The following is a 16,224-nucleotide window of genomic DNA, read 5'->3' on the forward strand; positions in this document are numbered from 1 at the left end:
CTCCGTGAAATCACCTTGCCATCGTCCTTTACCTTTCCAGCAGACGAACGCGCATCCCTTCGTCAGGCCTGCATTGCGAAAAACCGCACGGCGGTCGTGTCGCCGCTGTCCATCGAACGGGCCGCAGCCGTACCCGATGCCCAGAGAGGCTGGCCACGGCGCTATACTCTGCCGCTTCACTTTTTCACACACTGAACTACAAGGACTTGCCCATGAAAGCGTTCGGCAAAATCCTGGGATTGGGCCTGCTCGGGTTGCTGCTGATCATCGTGGCGCTGGGTTTCGCCCTGACCCACCTTTTCGATCCCAACGACTATAAAGACGAAATCCGCCAACTGGCCCGGGACAAGGCGCACGTGGAGCTGACGCTCAACGGCGACATCGGCTGGAGCCTGTTCCCCTGGCTGGGCCTGGAACTGCACGACGCCAGCATCGCCACCCTGAACGCCCCCACCACGCCCTTCGCCGACTTGCAGATGCTCGGCCTGTCGGTGCGCGTGCTGCCACTGCTGACCAAAGAAGTGCAAATGAGCGACGTGCGCGTCGAGGGCCTGAACCTGACCCTGAGCCGCGACGCCGACGGCCACGGCAACTGGGAAGACATCGGCAAGCCGCTACCCACGGCAGGCAGCGACAGCGCCCCGGCGTCCACCCCGGCCTCGACCGAATCCGGCGAGCCGAGCAACGAACGCCAGGTCAAACTCGACATCGACAGCCTCACGGTGAACAACGCGCGCGTGCAGTACACCGATGCCAAGAGTGGGCAGACCGTGAGCGCCGAGAGCATCCAACTGAGTACCGGCGCAGTGCACCAGGGCGCGACCATTCCGCTCAAGGCCAGCGGGTTCTTCAGCATCGGCCAGCCCAACCTCAAGGTGCGCAGCGAGCTGACCGGCGATTTGCGTTTCGACCGCCAGGCCAAGCGCTACAACCTCGACGACCTGCGCCTGTCGGGCGAGACTTCGGGCGAGCCGCTGTCGGGCAAAACCCTTTCCTTCGTCGCCCAAGGCCAGATCATGGTCGATCTGGCGGCCAACGTCGCCGAATGGAGCGGCTTGAAAGTATCGGCCAACCAACTGCGTGCCCTCGGCGAATTGAGCGCCCGCGACTTGAACACTACGCCGCACGTCAACGGCGGCCTGTCCATCGCCCAGTTCGACCTGCGCACCTTCCTCGACGGCATCGGCCATCCGCTGCCCCCCAGCACCGACCCCAGCGCGTTCGGCAGGCTGGAGGTGGTCACCCGTGTGCAGGGCAGCCCGACCAGCCTGACGCTGAGCGACTTGAACGTGAAGCTGGACGACAGCACCTTCAGCGGCCAGGTGGCCGTGGAAGACTTCGCCCGCCAGGCCCTGCGCGTGACCCTCAAGGCCGACCGCTTCGACGCCGACCGCTATCTGCCGGCCAAGAGCGATGGGGCCAAGGGCGCCAAGGCCGCACGCGACGCCCAGGTGCAACAGCAGGAAGCCGGCGCCGTTGCCGGCGCTGGCACCACGCCGTTGCCCGACGCGCCGACCCAGGTGGCCTGGAGCACCGACAAGCTGCTGCCGGTCGATCGTCTGCGTGCCCTCGACCTGCAAGCCGACCTCGCCTTCGACGCCTTGACCCTGAACACGCTGCCGATCAAGCAGGCGCAGCTCAAGGCCAGCGGCCAGGGCGGGCTGCTGAGCGTGCAGAACCTGAGCGGCAACCTCTACAACGGCACGTTCCTGGCCCATGGCAATGTCGATGTGCGTCCGGCCGTACCGCAGATCGGCTTCGATACGCAGATCACCCGCGTGCCGGTCGAGCACTTCATCAAGGCCCAGCACCCGGACAAGACGCCGCCGCTCAGGGGCCTGCTGACCCTGTCGAGCGACCTCACCGCCAGCGGCAACAGCCAGAAGGCGCTGGTCGACACCCTCAACGGCAACACCCGCTTCAACATCGACAACGGTGTGCTGATCGACGCCAACATCGAGCAGCAGCTCTGCCAAGGCATCGCCACCCTCAACCGCAAGCAACTGAGCGGTGAGCCACGCGGCAAGGACACCCCGTTCAACACCCTGCGCGGCAGCCTGGTGATGCGCAACGGCGTGGCCAGCAACCCCGACCTGAAAGTCGCCGTGCCCGGCCTCACCCTGAACGGCCATGGCGACGTCGACCTGCGCGTGCTGGGCATGGACTACCGCGTCGGCGTGATCGTCGAAGGCGACCAGCGCGCCATGCCCGACCCGGCCTGCCAGGTGAACGAGCGTTACGTGGGCGTGGAACTGCCGCTGCGCTGCCGCGGCCCGCTGGAGCTCGGCGCCAAGGCCTGCCGCCTGGACCAGGAAGGCCTGGGCAAGGTGGCCGCGCAACTGGCCGGCAACCGCCTCAAGGACAAACTGGATGAAAAACTCGATGAAAAACTCGGAGACAAAGTGAGCCCTGAACTCAAAGACGCGCTCAAGGGGCTGTTCAAGCGATGACCCCTGCGCAGTTCTCCAGCGCCGTGCTGGACTGGTTCGACCGCCACGGTCGGCACCACCTGCCCTGGCAACAGGGCATCAACCCCTATCGGGTGTGGGTGTCGGAAATCATGTTGCAGCAGACCCAGGTCAGCACCGTACTCAACTACTTCGACCGCTTCATGCAGGCCCTGCCCACCGTGCAGGCGCTGGCCGAAGCGCCGGAAGACGAAGTGCTGCACCTGTGGACGGGGCTGGGCTACTACACCCGCGCGCGCAACTTGCAGAAGGCGGCGAAGATCGTCATGGCCGAGCATGGCGGCGAGTTTCCGCGCAGCGTCGAACAGCTGACCGAACTGCCGGGCATCGGCCGTTCCACGGCGGGCGCCATCGCCAGCATCAGCATGAACATTCGCGCGCCGATCCTCGACGGTAACGTCAAGCGCGTGCTGGCCCGCTATACCGCGCAGGGCGGCTACCCCGGCGAACCCAAAGTGGCCAACGCGTTGTGGGCCGCCGCCGAGCGCTTCACGCCGATGACCCGGGTCAACCACTACACCCAGGCGATGATGGACCTGGGCGCCACGCTGTGCACCCGCAGCCGCCCCAGCTGCCTGATCTGCCCGTTGCAACAGGGCTGCGAAGCGCACCTGCTGGGCCTGGAAACCCACTACCCCGAACCCAAACCGCGCAAGGCGCTGCCACAGCGCCGTACGCTGATGCCGCTGCTGGCCAACGCCGAGGGCGCCATCCTGCTCTACCGTCGCCCACCCACCGGGCTGTGGGGCGGGCTATGGAGCCTGCCGGAACTGGACGACCTGGCGCAGCTCGACGATCTCGCCTACCAGCACGGCCTGGACCTGCGCCAACGCCATGCCCTGCCCGGCCTGACCCACACCTTCAGCCATTTCCAGCTGGCCATCGAGCCCTGGCTGATCGAGACGGAGCAGGCCGTGGGCCACGTGGCCGAGGCCGACTGGCTCTGGTATAACCTCGCCACCCCGCCGCGCCTGGGCCTCGCCGCCCCGGTCAAGACTTTGCTCAAACGCGCAGCCGACCGACTGGCTGCAGGAGACGCCCCATGACTCGCACCGTGACGTGCCGCAAGCTCAAGCAGGACCTGCCCGGCCTGGATCGCCCACCTTTCCCGGGCGCCAAGGGTCAGGACATCTTCGAAAACATTTCTCGGCAGGCTTGGGAAGACTGGCAGAAGCATCAGACCATGCTGATCAACGAGAAGCGCCTGAACATGATGAACGGCGACGATCGCAAATTCCTTCAGACGGAAATGGACAAGTTCTTCGCCGGCGAAGAATACGCCCAGGCTGAAGGCTACGTACCGCCGAGCGAGTGAGCGAAAAACCGTAAGCGACGGAATTAATTTAAAAAATTTTCAAAAAGTCGTTGACGCCTCCTCTGAAAACCTTTTTAATTCGCCCCGTCGCCCAGATAGCTCAGTCGGTAGAGCAGAGGATTGAAAATCCTCGTGTCGGCGGTTCGACTCCGTCTCTGGGCACCACCTTCAGCTTCTGGTGGTTCCAACGTCACTCGAAGCGACACAAGAAACCCGCCCAGTGCGGGTTTTTTGTTGTCTCGATTTTCTTGATCGATGTCATATGGCCATCAATCGCACGTCCCTAGACTGTCAGGTTCACCCTGCCTGTACGAGGACCCCACATGAGCGATGAAGCCACCCCCAGCCAATCTCCCCTTGCTGCTAAACCACGCACGCGCCGCCCACGCCAGCGCACACCCGACGCCACCATCACCCAGGTCAGCCAGCAGCCCACCGCTCTGGAGGTCGCCACGGCACGCAAGGGCAGCAACGAAGACAGCAGCTCCGCACGCCTGCCCGCCAACTACCCCTACCGCACGCGCCTGCGCCGCGCCGAGTACGAAAAGGCCAAGCACGCCTTGCAGATCGAACTGCTCAAGGTGCAGAACTGGGTCAAGGAAACCGGGCAGCGGGTGGTGATCCTCTTCGAGGGCCGTGACGCGGCCGGCAAAGGCGGCACCATCAAGCGCTTCATGGAGCACCTCAACCCCCGTGGCGCACGGATCGTGGCGCTGGAAAAGCCTTCCGGCCAGGAAAAGGGCCAGTGGTACTTCCAGCGCTACATCCAGCACCTGCCCACGGCCGGGGAAATGGTGTTCTTCGACCGCTCCTGGTACAACCGCGCCGGCGTCGAACGGGTGATGGACTTCTGCACGCCGCCGCAGTACCTGGAGTTCATGCGCCAGGCGCCGGAGCTCGAACGCATGCTGTGCAACAGCGGCGTGCTGCTGTTCAAGTACTGGTTTTCGGTGAACCGCGAAGAACAGCTGCGCCGCTTCATCTCGCGCCGCGACGACCCACTCAAGCATTGGAAGCTCTCGCCCATCGACATCAAGTCGCTGGACAAGTGGGACGACTACACCGCCGCCAAGCAGGCCATGTTCTTCCACACCGACACCGCCGATGCGCCATGGACGGTGGTCAAGTCCGACGACAAGAAGCGCGCGCGCATCAACTGCATCCGCCACTTCCTGCATTCGCTGGACTATCCCGACAAAGACCTCAGCGTGGCCCATGCGCCCGATCCCCTGCTGGTCGGCCGCGCCTCGCGGGGCTTCGAAGAGGACGAAGCGCCGACGACGGCAGGTTGAATCCGCGCAGGCGCTGCGCTTCAATACGCGCCCTCACGCCCGCCCCCTTAAGGATTCGCCCGATGGCCACCTCCAGCAAACAACAGAAACGCGCCAAGCGCGCCGCCAGCAAGGCCAAGCAGAACCGCATGGTGCGCAGCGGCCAGGCGGTCAAGGCCAGCAGCGGCGACAGCGCCAGCGTCGAGCAGGTGTACACCAAGGCCATGGATTCGGGCAGCTACGACGCGCTGTTCGAGAAGATGAAGACCGCCCAGCAGGACGGCCTGGTGCCGATGATCTCGGTGTTCCTGGTCGACCCATTGCTGGCGCTGGTGCTCAAGGGCCACAAGGAAGAGCACGCCACCGACTACATCGTCATGGTCTTCACCGCCTACCGCGACTGGCTGGACGGCACCGATGCCGACACCACCATGGCCTGGCTGGAGAGCGACGAGTTCCAGGCCGCTTATGTGGAGGCCTCGGAAGGGGTGGCGCGCTTGCAGCAACAGCAGAAGCAGTTCGGTTAAGGCCGCCAGGGCCGCCCAACGAAAAAGGCCGCGCCCCTCACAGGACGCGGCCTTTGCATTTTCTACACCCTCACGTGCTGGCGCCTCAGCGCTCCATCGCCACCTTGCCCGCCACCCCACGCTTGCGGTGCAGCAGCAAACCCGTCGCCACTACGCCAATGCTCAGCAATGCCGTGGCGATGATCTCGGCGCGGTGGTCCTCACGCAGCGCCATCACCACCAGCACCGCAACGATGAACGCGATGGTCAGCCAGGTCAGGCCCGGGAACAGCCACATCTTGAACTCGATCCGCTCGCCACGCGCTTCGCGCTGGCTGCGCATGCGCAGTTGCGACACGGCGATCACCAGGTACACCAGCAAGGCGATGGCCCCGGAGCTGGCCAGCAGGAACTCGAACACCTGCGCCGGCGCGACGAAGTTGGCGAATACGGTCAGGAAGGCCGCGGCAGTGGACAACAGTACGGCCCAGTGCGGCGTACCGGCACGGGTGGTGCGTTGCGCGACGGCCGGAGCGTCACCGCGCTTGCTCAGCGAGAAGAGCATGCGCGAGGAGGTGTACAGCGCCGAGTTCAGGCAGCTGGTCACGGCGATCAGCACCACGATGTCGACGATCAGCTTGGCGTTCGGCACACCGATGCGGCTGAGCACGGTCTGGTAGGAACCGGTCTCGGCCAGCGCCGGGTCGTTCCACGGCACCAGGGCCACGACCAGGAAGATCGACACCAGGTAGAACAGGCAGATCCGCCAGATCACCGAGTTGGTGGCGCGGGTGATCTGCTTGGCAGGGTCTTTCGATTCGGCCGCCGCGATGGTGACGATCTCGGTGCCCATGAACGAGAACATGGTGGTCAGCATGGCCGCGAGCACTGCGCCCAGTCCGTTGGGCATGAAGCCTTGGGTGTCGAACAGGTGGCTGACGCCGCTGACCTGGCTGTCCGGCACCAGGCCGAACATCGCCACGCAGCCGACGACGATGAAAGCGATGATCGCCAGCACCTTGAGCAGGGCGAACCAGAACTCGAACTCGCCGTAGTTCTTCACGCTGAACAGGTTGGTGCCGGTCAGGGCCAAGGTGATCAGCAGCGAGAACATCCACAGCTCGACGGCCGGGAACCAGGCATGCAGGATCGCCGCCGCGGCGTTGGCTTCCAAGGGAATCACCAGCACCCAGAACCACCAGTACAGCCAGCCGATGGTGAAGCCGGCCCAGCGGCCGATGGAGCGGTCGGCGTAGGTCGAGAACGACCCGGTGTCGGGCGAAGCGATGGCCATCTCGCCGAGCATGCGCATGACCAGAATCACCAGCGTACCGGCCGCCGCGTAGGACAGCAGCACGGCAGGGCCGGCCGCTGCGATGGCATGGCCGGAGCCGACGAACAGACCGGCGCCGATCACGCCGGCGATCGACAGCATGGTCACATGCCGTTGTTTGAGCCCCTGAGCGAGGTCGTTGGAATTGTGCTTACCGCTCATAAAACTACCTTTGTAAGGAGTGGATCTGTACGAACCTGGATGCCCTGATCAGCGCCGGCTCCTGTAGGAGCGGCTTCAGCCGCGATGGCCGGCATCGCCGGCCCAATGGCGACCCTGCCGCCTGACAGGCGGATCCGCAGCGCCTCAGTTAGGGCTGCTGCGCAGCCCATCACGGCTGAACCGCTACGCCGGCCGCTCCTACACAGCCAGCAGCAGGTTCGGTTAACTCGGTATGGCAATAAGCGGGCCAAGGCCGTTGAACGCTTGACTGCAACATCCTGAAACCTCCAGCCAGCGCGCCCTACAGGACTCTGGCCACATCATGACCGAAGCGTCACCAAATCCCGCCATTTCGTCCGGATTACAGAAATACCCACTTACAACTGCACCAAAGGTGCCCCTTGGTAACACCGTTGCACCCAAACGCAGCAAAAGGGAGCAACCGAAAGTTGCAACCCGTATGGGCCCACGGTCACGAGCAGGTGCCACCCTGCCTCAAACCGCTTCCCAGGCCCGATCAAAACTGGCACCATCGCGCCTTTTTTCGTCGAGGCCGAGCCGTCGGCCGCACCGTGGCGGTCATCCTCGCGACAGTCCGCTGCAACGATGCGACACACTGCCGCGCCGACGCGCTTCGTCCCCTGCACCCTGGTTGGCTGTCACAGCGCCACATGCTAGCGTTGCGCAGGCCCGGAAGGCCGCCAAACAGCTGGGACTGCACCCGAACACATGAGGACCGCACATGGCTCAGGCCACGCCCGCGCTGGAAATCCGCAACCTGCACAAACGCTACGGCGACCAGGAGATTCTCAAGGGCATCTCCTTGACCGCCCGCGACGGCGACGTCATCTCGATTCTCGGCTCGTCCGGCTCCGGCAAATCGACGCTGCTGCGTTGCATCAACCTGCTGGAACACCCGCACCAGGGTGAAATCCTCCTGGCCGGCGAATCGCTCAAGCTCAAGGCCGCCAAGAACGGCGACCTGATCGCCGCCGACAATCGCCAGATCAACCGCCTGCGCAGCGAGATCGGCTTCGTCTTCCAGAACTTCAATCTGTGGCCGCACATGTCGGTGCTCGACAACATCACCGAGGCCCCGCGTCGCGTGCTCGGCCAGAGCAAGGCCGAGGCGGTGGAAGCGGCCGAAGCCCTGTTGAACAAGGTCGGCATCTACGACAAGCGCCACAGCTACCCCGCGCAGCTCTCCGGCGGCCAGCAGCAACGCGCCGCGATCGCCCGCACCCTGGCTATGAAGCCCAAGGTCATCCTGTTCGACGAGCCGACTTCGGCGCTCGACCCGGAGATGGTCCAGGAAGTGCTTAGTGTCATTCGCGCATTGGCCGACGAAGGCCGCACCATGCTGCTGGTGACCCACGAAATGAATTTTGCCCGCCAGGTGTCCAGTGAAGTCGTCTTCCTGCACCACGGCCTGGTAGAAGAGCAAGGATCGCCGCAGCAGGTCTTCGAAAACCCGACCTCGGCGCGTTGCAAGCAATTCATGTCCAGCCACCGCTAACGGAGCAACACATGCAGACCTACAAGAAATTCCTCCTGGCCGCTGCCGCCACGCTGGTCTTCTCCGCCAACGCCATGGCCGCAGAAAAACTGCGCATGGGTATCGAAGCGGCCTACCCGCCGTTCAACAACAAGGACGCCAGCGGCAACGTGGTGGGCTTCGACAAGGACATCGGCGACGCCCTGTGCGCCAAGATGAAAGTCGAGTGCTCGGTCGTCACCTCCGACTGGGACGGCATCATCCCGGCCCTGAACGCCAAGAAGTTCGACTTCCTGGTGTCGTCGCTGTCGATCACCGACGAGCGCAAGCAGGCCGTCGACTTCACCGACCCCTACTACTCCAACAAGCTGCAGTTCATCGCCCCCAAAGGCGCCGACTTCAAGACCGACAAGGCCTCGCTCAAGGGCAAGGTGATCGGCACCCAGCGCGCCACCCTGGCCGGCACCTGGCTGGAAGACCACTACGGCAGCGATGTCGAGGTGAAACTCTACGACACCCAGGAAAACGCCTACCTCGACCTGGTCGCCGGGCGCATCGACGGCATCCTGGCCGACAAGTACGTGCAGTACGAATGGCTCAAGGGCAAGGAAGGCCAAGGCTTCGAGTTCAAGGGCGAGCCGGTGGAAGAAAGCGACAAGATCGGCATCGCCGTGCGCAAGGGTGACGACCGCCTGCGCAATGACCTGAACGCCGCGCTGAAGGAAATCAAAGCCGACGGCACCTACAAGAAGATCAACGACAAGTACTTCCCGTTCAGCATCGAATGATCCTCCCCGACCTGCGCGCCTGAGGGCGCGCGGGTATCTGGAAAGCACCTGCCCATGAATATCGACTTGCACGGATTCGGCCCGGCCCTGCTGGCTGGCATGCTGATGACCGTAAAACTCGCGCTTTGCGCGCTGCTGCTGGGCCTGGTGCTCGGCCTGCTCGGCGCCCTGGCCAAGACTTCCCCCGCCAAGCCCCTGCAATGGCTGGGCGGCGCCTACTCGACCCTGGTCCGCGGCGTACCCGAACTGCTCTGGGTACTGCTGATCTACTTCGGCACCGTCAACCTGGTCAGCAGCCTGGGCGAGGCTTTGAACATGCCCGGCCTAGAGCTGAGCGCCTTCGCCGCCGGCGTGATCGCCCTGGGGCTGTGCTTCGGCGCCTATGCCACCGAAGTGTTCCGCGGCGCCATCCTGGCCATCCCCAAAGGCCACCGCGAAGCGGGCCTGGCGCTGGGCCTGTCGCGCGGACGCATCCTCTCGCGCATCATCCTGCCGCAGATGTGGCGCATCGCCCTGCCGGGCCTGGGCAACCTGTTCATGATCCTGATGAAGGACACCGCGCTGGTCTCGGTGATCGGCCTGGAAGAGATCATGCGCCACGCGCAGATCGGCGTGACGGTGACCAAGGAGCCGTTCACCTTCTACATGGTCGCCGCCTGCATGTACCTGGCGCTGACGGTGGTGGCCATGACCGGCATGCACTTCCTGGAAAAACGCGCCGCTCGCGGCTTCATGAGGGCCGGGCAATGAGTCGGGATGTGATTGGCAAGTATCTGCCGCAGTTGGTCTCTACCTGGGCCGTCATGCAACCCGCCGTTCACGGCTTCATGGAGGCCGGCCAATGAACTGGGACGTGATCATCAAGTACCTGCCGCGCCTGGCCGACGGCGCGCTGTTGACCCTCGAGCTGGTGGCCATCGCCGTGGTCGCCGGGTTGATCCTGGCGATCCCCATGGGCATCGCCCGCGCCTCGCACAAGCCCTGGCTGCGCGCCCTGCCCTACGGCTACATCTTCTTCTTCCGCGGCACGCCCTTGTTGGTGCAGCTGTTCCTGGTCTATTACGGCCTGGCGCAGTTCGACGCCGTGCGCCATAGCGCCTTGTGGCCTTACCTGCGCGATCCGTTCTGGTGCACCGTGCTGACCATGACCCTGCACACGGCGGCCTACATCGCCGAGATCCTGCGCGGAGCCTTGCAGGCCATCCCGCGTGGCGAAGTGGAAGCGGCACGGGCGCTGGGCATGTCCAAGGCCAAGGCCATGTACTACATCCTGCTGCCACGCGCGGCGCGGATCGGCCTGCCGGCGTACAGCAACGAAGTGATCCTGATGCTCAAGGCCAGTGCGCTGGCCAGCACGGTGACGCTGCTGGAACTGACCGGCATGGCGCGCACGATCATCGCGCGGACGTACCTGCCGGTAGAGATCTTCTTTGCGGCGGGGGTGTTCTACCTGGTGATCTCGTTCGTGCTGGTGCAGGGGTTCAAGGTGCTGGAGCGGTGGTTGCGGGTGGATGCGTGCCAGGGGCGGTGAGCTGATCCGCGCCTGATCCGTACCCTGCGTGAGTCCCGTCTCAAGCTTCCCGGCAAGCGACCCACAGCCCCTACAAGGTACGCCTCAATCGCTGGACACCCTCCACTTCTGGAGCCCGACACAAGCCTCCTGTAGGAGCGGCTTCAGCCGCGATGGGCCGCAAAGCGGCCCCAATCCCGCTGACACCTTCCACCCCCGCCCACTGCAACCGCACTACGGCCCATCGCAGTCAAACCAGCATCCTGCCGCCTAGCCCTTTCTCCAGACACCCCATGACCAACCCCCAAACGCTCCAAGGCCCCCAACTCCTCACCCGCTTCCAAGCCCTGGACCGCTTCCTGGTACGCCACCAATCCCTATGGCGCCCTCGCCCCTTCCACCACCTGCAACTCCCCTGGGAAGCCGACCACCCGGAACTGGCCGATTACCTACGCCACTGCACCCTGACACAGGCCGAAGCCGCCGAGGCTGATCCAAATGCCTCACAACCACCCACCCCATTTCCCCAATGGGCCAACGAAGCCCACGAGCTCTCGCAAACCTCCGACCTCCCCGACATCGGCCTACCGCCCGCCATTCCCCGCCTCGACGTCAACGTCCCCGGCCGCAAATGGCAGCAGATCGAAGCCTTCGGCCGCCGCCTCGACTACCGCACCACGCCCACCCACTGGATCGACTGGTGCGCCGGCAAAGGCCATCTCGGCCGCCGCCTCTTGCAACCCGGCCAACGCCTGACCTGCCTGGAATACGACCCCGCCCTGGTAGAAGCCGGCCATGCGCTGAGCCACCACCACCAGTTGCCGGCCAAGCATCGCCACCAGGACGTCATGGCGCCCGACTGCGCAGCACAACTCCCCGACCAAGCCAGCGTAGTCGCCCTGCACGCCTGCGGTGACCTGCACATACGCCTGCTACACCTGGCCAACGAACGCGGCTGCCCACAGATCGCCATCGCGCCGTGCTGCTACAACCGCATCGCCGGCCAGCGCTACCAGCCGATCTCCGCGCCCGCCCAGGCCAGCCCCCTGACGCTGAGCCTCGACGACCTCGCCTTGCCCCTGAGCGAAGCCGTCACCGCCAGCGCGCGCGTACGCCGGCAGCGGGATGCGTCCATGAGCCGGCGTTTGGCGTTCGACCTGTTGCAGCGCACGCAGCGTGGCGTCGACGAGTACCTGCCAACGCCTTCGTTGCCGGTCGAATGGCTGCACAAACCCTTTGCCGACTATTGCCAGGATTTGGCCGCGCTCAAGGGTGTGGCGCTCACGGGCAGGATCGATTGGTCGACCTTGGAAGCCAACGGCTGGCAGCGCCTGGCCCAAGTGCGCAATCTGGAACGGGTCCGCAACCTGTTCCGGCGGCCGCTGGAGCTGTGGTTGGTACTGGATCGGGCGTTGTTCCTGGAGCAGAACCACTATCGCGTGCGGGTAGGGAATTTCTGTGAATACGGTCTGACTCCACGAAACCTGATGGTGATTGCGGAGCGGTGAATGCAACCAAGCCTGTGGATAAGTCTGTGCAAAAGCTTGTGATGAAAAATGGCAGGACTGTTACGTGTGCCATTTCGCACAAAGGTCTTCGAGTCGATATTCTGTCTTTGGCTCAACGAAATCAGTGACTTGAGCAAAGCACCGCCCTTGCGACCAACGGCACTCCATGTGCGTAACTTTGGCACACCCCTTGTGAATAACAGGCCCAGCCGATACGCCGAAAAGGCCTAAAGGTTGCTTGAAACAATCTAAATTCAAAAGAAACAATTACGCCTTCAAACTGTCATGAAGCCCTGCAAAACCCGGGCAAAACACCGTAAAATTGGCGCCATTCCCGTTATCGTCCGAAGAATCGCCACCGTGACTACCCTCAAAGTCCTCGCCCTTCCCCTGTTCGCCCTTCTGCTCACCGCCTGTGCTGCCCCAGCGCCTCACAACCCCGGCACCTCGGCTGACTGGCCCGTGCCCACCATGCAGCTAGGCGACAAACGCGGCCTACCGCAAGACTTCGAACCCTGCCGCAAGCGCGGTTGCGACAACGACAAGCTCTTCTTCAACCCCGCCCAACCCGAGCCAAGCCCCACCACGCTGCACCGCGGCTGGTAGGAAAATTCTCCTTTTCTAACGCGGGGTTAGGTTAATTTCGCCGGAATGCGAGGAAGTGGTTTACACCCGCCCCGCGATGGCTATAATGACGCCCCATTGCCGGTATAGCTCAGCTGGTAGAGCAACTGACTTGTAATCAGTAGGTCCCGGGTTCGATTCCTGGTGCCGGCACCATATAAGGTTTCAGAGAAGGCCTTCAAAATCTCTGGAAACCCCGAAAAACCCGCCTTCTGGCGGGTTTTTTCGTTTTGGCGTTCTGCTGGATTCACAGGGCAGCCAGGATTAACAAGGGTGGTTTCAAGGATGAAGATCCGTTTCGATGTTGGAGACTACTCTTATGACCCGCACCATTGCCCCGCTTACCGACGCCGCCTGTCGCATGGCAAAGCCCAGGGAACGCTGGTACAAGCCCTTCGACGGCAACGGTCGGCATCAGTTGTCTGCTTGAAATGTGGGCTTCATGGAGCGGATACGAAGGAAACGTCGGTGGCGGCGGGCAACTCGACGATACCGAAGCGCATCAAGCGCGTGTATGACAGTTAAAGAGGCCACGCGGAAGACGGCTGATCGAGAATGGAAGAAGCTCCAAGAGATGAAATTCTGATCGAAAGAAACCCAGTATAGTGCCGGGTTTCCACTACAGAGCCTTACTCAGTTGATCGCAGAACTACCTCCATTATCATGATCACATCCTTCCGCCGCTGCTCGTCAAAACCGCGCAGCAGGTCGAGAAACAGATGTTGCAGCTGGGAAGGTTTGCACTACAGGCCGCATACTGATGAGAGGCGCCATGCCATCAGCGAGACACAATGCAGACGCCAGGTAACCAAACTCTAAGCTACGTATACTCTTAAAACCCCTGCCGAACTTAACTCAATCAGGCAATTGTCCCGGCCGTGCTCTAGCAGACAACACCTGATTTTGCTCGGGGTCGAAATCACATTCATAAATGTGCTTCTGGAATGCACCGAAGCCATTCTGAAACTCAATCTTGTCACCTATATACGTGATCGTTCCAGCATCCTTATCCAGCCATTTAAGTCGGCTCAACTTGCTTTCAAACGTGCCATCAGTCCACCGGGAACTGTATTTCCCTAATTTTGCTATCGGATCTTTGCAATAAACAGCAGCAGAAATAGAAAATTTTTCGCCCCAACATTTCAAATTTTTCTTACACGCTGCGTCATCCAGAACGGGAGCGACGGCATCTTTGGGCTCTTCGTCACTCCCACCAGAGCACATCTTGACGCCAAAAAAAATTATTCCGGCCAAGAAAATAAATCCAATCAGATAATGACCTGCCGTCACCCCAGGATTTGCAACGCCACAGTTCGGACAAACGTTCGCGCTTGAATCAACCTTGTGTTTACACGACTTGCAGGGTGTCAATGCCATTTACAACATCCTTTGACTTGTCCAATGTAACACCTCCCCACTATGGGTCGGCTTACTGAATCCTGTCGGATGGTTTGGCTGTGGTCTGTACGAAATTCTTGAGATGCTGGCCAGGAAAGGCCGATGGTGACCCCGCGAAAACAGGTGGGGGCGCCCAGCCAGTGCTGGGGCGCCCCCGACTGCTTTCAACGCAGCTTGGTCAAGTATCAAGGCTTTTCATACAGAGCCTAAGTTACTTATACCGAGTCCCAGCGAACGCTTGTGCTGTCCTGCTGAGAATTGCTCGATCGCTCTGATCCATGGAGCGCAGTAGTGTTACGAACTCGGCCTCTTCGATGGTGATGCTCTCGAAAGCTTGGGGTGACCGCAAACCCGTCACTACGTAAGCCACATCTACGCCATGAAGCGCAGCGGCTGCTAGGTAGTTAGCGTCCGGACTCCGACCACCTTTTTCGTAGTTGCACTGAGTATTCCTTGAAGCCCCTGCCAGAGCGGCAAAGTCAGTCTGGTTGAGACCCAAGCGCTCGCGCTCCTCTTTCAGGCGGTCGCCGATGCCTACAAATGTCTTCATAATGGTTGAATTCCTCTCAATCGCTGAAAATAATCACCGCGCTTTCACACGAATCGAGACTATGCCCAACCTTTGCCCCCTCTGAGCAAGCGTGTCAGGCGGCGCACGCTCTGATCTCGTATCAAGGCATTTCAAGCGAAGAGGAGGCCGTCCAGCACGGTCTCGGCTCATCCACGGTTTACCGTCCTCAATGGGCAAAAAAATTTGCCCTAGGCTCTGTACGAAATTCGTAGAAACCCAGTTATTGCCCCTCGCCCCCGAGGATTTTATACATTCCCCGGCCATCAACGGAAAGGAATCCTGTGATGGCAAAGCGGTACGAAATCTCGGATGAGGCCTGGGATGTGGTCTCCGATCTTTTCATCGAAACCCGTAGGCGTAGTCGGCCTCGAGTAAGTGACCGGCTGATGCTCGATGGCGTGCTTTGGGTACTTTGTTCCGGTGCTGCCTGGCGTGACATGCCGGAGCGTTTCGGCCCCTGGTCGACCGTGTATCAACGGTTTCGGGACTGGCGAAACAACGGGGCATTCGATCGGATGCTCAAGCGCTTGCACCTGAAGCTGAACGAGCAAGGTTTGATTGATCTGCAGACCTGGATGATCGACTCGACCGCAGTGCGTGCCACTCGGGTCTCCTCAGGTGCTCGAAAAAAGGAATCTGACGAGCCTGCCGATCACGCTCTAGGCCGCAGTCGAAGTGGCCTGACGACCAAGATCCACATGCTCTGCGACGCCAACGGGGTACCGTTGCACTTCCTCCTTTCTGGCGGTCAAGCCAGTGATATCAGCTATGCACAGCCGCTGCTCGATGGTGTCAGCATACCTTCCGCCCAGCGCGGGCGACCTCGTAAACGCTGCAAGTGGCTGCTCGCCGACAAAGGCTATGATGCAGAGGCACTGCGCCAATACTGCGACCGCTGCCGCATACAGACTGTCATTCCGATGCGCTCGATGAAGCGCAAGCCTAAGCCAGGCTTGTCCAGGTTGTTCGACCGGCCCAAGTATCGACAACGAAATGTCATCGAGCGCATGTTCGGCTGGCTGAAAGAAAATCGCCGGCTCGTAACGCGCTTCGACAAACTCGCAAAAAGTTATGCAGCGATGGTCTCGCTGACTTGCGCCATGCGGGGTCTACAGCGCCTCATTTCGTACAGTGCCTAAGAAAGTGCGATAGGTCAATTTGCGATTTCGTACGGAGATCGGTTTATTAGACCACATTGGTGAAATCAAGACCTGCCTGGTAGCAGGCCCCTATCGGCTCGCACACAAAAAACTTAGACTCACGACAGAAAAGAGG

At 61.9% G+C, this 16,224-nt stretch carries 15 protein-coding genes and 2 tRNA genes; 14 read left to right on the forward strand and 3 right to left on the reverse strand.

What is annotated here, in order from left to right; genetic code table 11:
• Positions 1 to 212: 212 nt before the first annotated feature.
• The 6 genes from AA0Z93_RS05785 to AA0Z93_RS05810 all read left to right on the forward strand — a co-directional run bounded on the left by AA0Z93_RS05785 (position 213) and on the right by AA0Z93_RS05810 (position 5,581).
• On the forward strand, positions 213 to 2,450 hold the full coding sequence (locus tag AA0Z93_RS05785; RefSeq protein ID WP_413045994.1) for an AsmA family protein: 2,238 nt from the start codon (positions 213 to 215) through the stop codon (positions 2,448 to 2,450).
• Positions 2,447 to 3,514: an A/G-specific adenine glycosylase gene (gene mutY, locus AA0Z93_RS05790; RefSeq protein WP_413045993.1), complete on the forward strand. Its 1,068-nt coding sequence runs from the start codon at positions 2,447 to 2,449 to the stop codon at positions 3,512 to 3,514. The genes AA0Z93_RS05785 and mutY overlap by 4 nt, the downstream gene beginning before the upstream one ends.
• Positions 3,511 to 3,783 (forward strand): oxidative damage protection protein, encoded by a 273-nt coding sequence (locus tag AA0Z93_RS05795; protein ID WP_413045992.1) that lies wholly within the window; start codon positions 3,511 to 3,513, stop codon positions 3,781 to 3,783. The genes mutY and AA0Z93_RS05795 overlap by 4 nt, the downstream gene beginning before the upstream one ends.
• 89 nt (positions 3,784 to 3,872) lie before the next feature.
• A tRNA-Phe gene (locus AA0Z93_RS05800) sits at positions 3,873 to 3,948 on the forward strand.
• A gap of 158 nt (positions 3,949 to 4,106) precedes the next feature.
• On the forward strand, positions 4,107 to 5,075 hold the full coding sequence (gene ppk2 / locus AA0Z93_RS05805) for a polyphosphate kinase 2 (RefSeq protein WP_413045991.1): 969 nt from the start codon (positions 4,107 to 4,109) through the stop codon (positions 5,073 to 5,075).
• Between the two features lie 62 nt (positions 5,076 to 5,137).
• A complete protein-coding gene (locus AA0Z93_RS05810; protein WP_413045990.1) occupies positions 5,138 to 5,581 on the forward strand; it encodes a hypothetical protein in 444 nt (147 codons plus the stop codon).
• An 85-nt stretch (positions 5,582 to 5,666) separates the two neighbouring features.
• Here AA0Z93_RS05810 and gabP read toward each other — a convergent pair whose 3' ends face one another.
• Positions 5,667 to 7,055, reverse strand: a complete 1,389-nt coding sequence (gene gabP / locus AA0Z93_RS05815; protein WP_313739617.1) for a GABA permease — start codon at positions 7,053 to 7,055, stop codon at positions 5,667 to 5,669.
• 742 nt (positions 7,056 to 7,797) lie between these two features.
• Here gabP and AA0Z93_RS05820 point away from each other — a divergent pair.
• From AA0Z93_RS05820 to AA0Z93_RS05850, 7 genes are all read left to right on the forward strand, one after another.
• Positions 7,798 to 8,571 carry an ABC transporter ATP-binding protein gene (locus tag AA0Z93_RS05820; protein ID WP_296266462.1) on the forward strand — a complete coding sequence of 258 codons (774 nt, stop codon included), beginning with the start codon at positions 7,798 to 7,800 and terminating at the stop codon, positions 8,569 to 8,571.
• Positions 8,572 to 8,582: 11 nt separating this feature from the next.
• The gene (locus tag AA0Z93_RS05825) at positions 8,583 to 9,338 is read left to right on the forward strand and encodes an ABC transporter substrate-binding protein (RefSeq protein ID WP_413045989.1); all 756 of its coding nucleotides are present in this window, start codon (positions 8,583 to 8,585) and stop codon (positions 9,336 to 9,338) included.
• 54 nt (positions 9,339 to 9,392) lie between these two features.
• Entirely contained in the window at positions 9,393 to 10,088 is a 696-nt protein-coding gene (locus tag AA0Z93_RS05830; protein ID WP_413045988.1) for an ABC transporter permease, read from the forward strand.
• A gap of 91 nt (positions 10,089 to 10,179) precedes the next feature.
• Entirely contained in the window at positions 10,180 to 10,869 is a 690-nt protein-coding gene (locus AA0Z93_RS05835) for an ABC transporter permease (RefSeq protein ID WP_296266467.1), read from the forward strand.
• 272 nt (positions 10,870 to 11,141) lie between these two features.
• Entirely contained in the window at positions 11,142 to 12,356 is a 1,215-nt protein-coding gene (locus tag AA0Z93_RS05840; RefSeq protein ID WP_413045987.1) for a methyltransferase, read from the forward strand.
• Positions 12,357 to 12,716: 360 nt separating this feature from the next.
• Entirely contained in the window at positions 12,717 to 12,962 is a 246-nt protein-coding gene (locus tag AA0Z93_RS05845; RefSeq protein WP_413045986.1) for a hypothetical protein, read from the forward strand.
• A gap of 98 nt (positions 12,963 to 13,060) precedes the next feature.
• A tRNA-Thr gene (locus tag AA0Z93_RS05850) sits at positions 13,061 to 13,136 on the forward strand.
• Between the two features lie 699 nt (positions 13,137 to 13,835).
• Here AA0Z93_RS05850 and AA0Z93_RS05855 read toward each other — a convergent pair.
• The gene (locus tag AA0Z93_RS05855; protein WP_413045985.1) at positions 13,836 to 14,357 is read right to left on the reverse strand and encodes a hypothetical protein; all 522 of its coding nucleotides are present in this window, start codon (positions 14,355 to 14,357) and stop codon (positions 13,836 to 13,838) included.
• Between the two features lie 232 nt (positions 14,358 to 14,589).
• The gene (locus tag AA0Z93_RS05860; protein ID WP_413045984.1) at positions 14,590 to 14,928 is read right to left on the reverse strand and encodes a helix-turn-helix domain-containing protein; all 339 of its coding nucleotides are present in this window, start codon (positions 14,926 to 14,928) and stop codon (positions 14,590 to 14,592) included.
• Between the two features lie 305 nt (positions 14,929 to 15,233).
• Here AA0Z93_RS05860 and AA0Z93_RS05865 point away from each other — a divergent pair, with 305 nt between their 5' ends.
• Complete coding sequence (locus AA0Z93_RS05865; protein WP_413045983.1) at positions 15,234 to 16,088, forward strand: IS5 family transposase; 855 nt, start codon at positions 15,234 to 15,236, stop codon at positions 16,086 to 16,088.
• Positions 16,089 to 16,224 lie beyond the last annotated feature (136 nt).

The sequence above is a fragment of the Pseudomonas phoenicis genome, from assembly GCF_047302395.1.
GTDB lineage: Bacteria > Pseudomonadota > Gammaproteobacteria > Pseudomonadales > Pseudomonadaceae > Aquipseudomonas.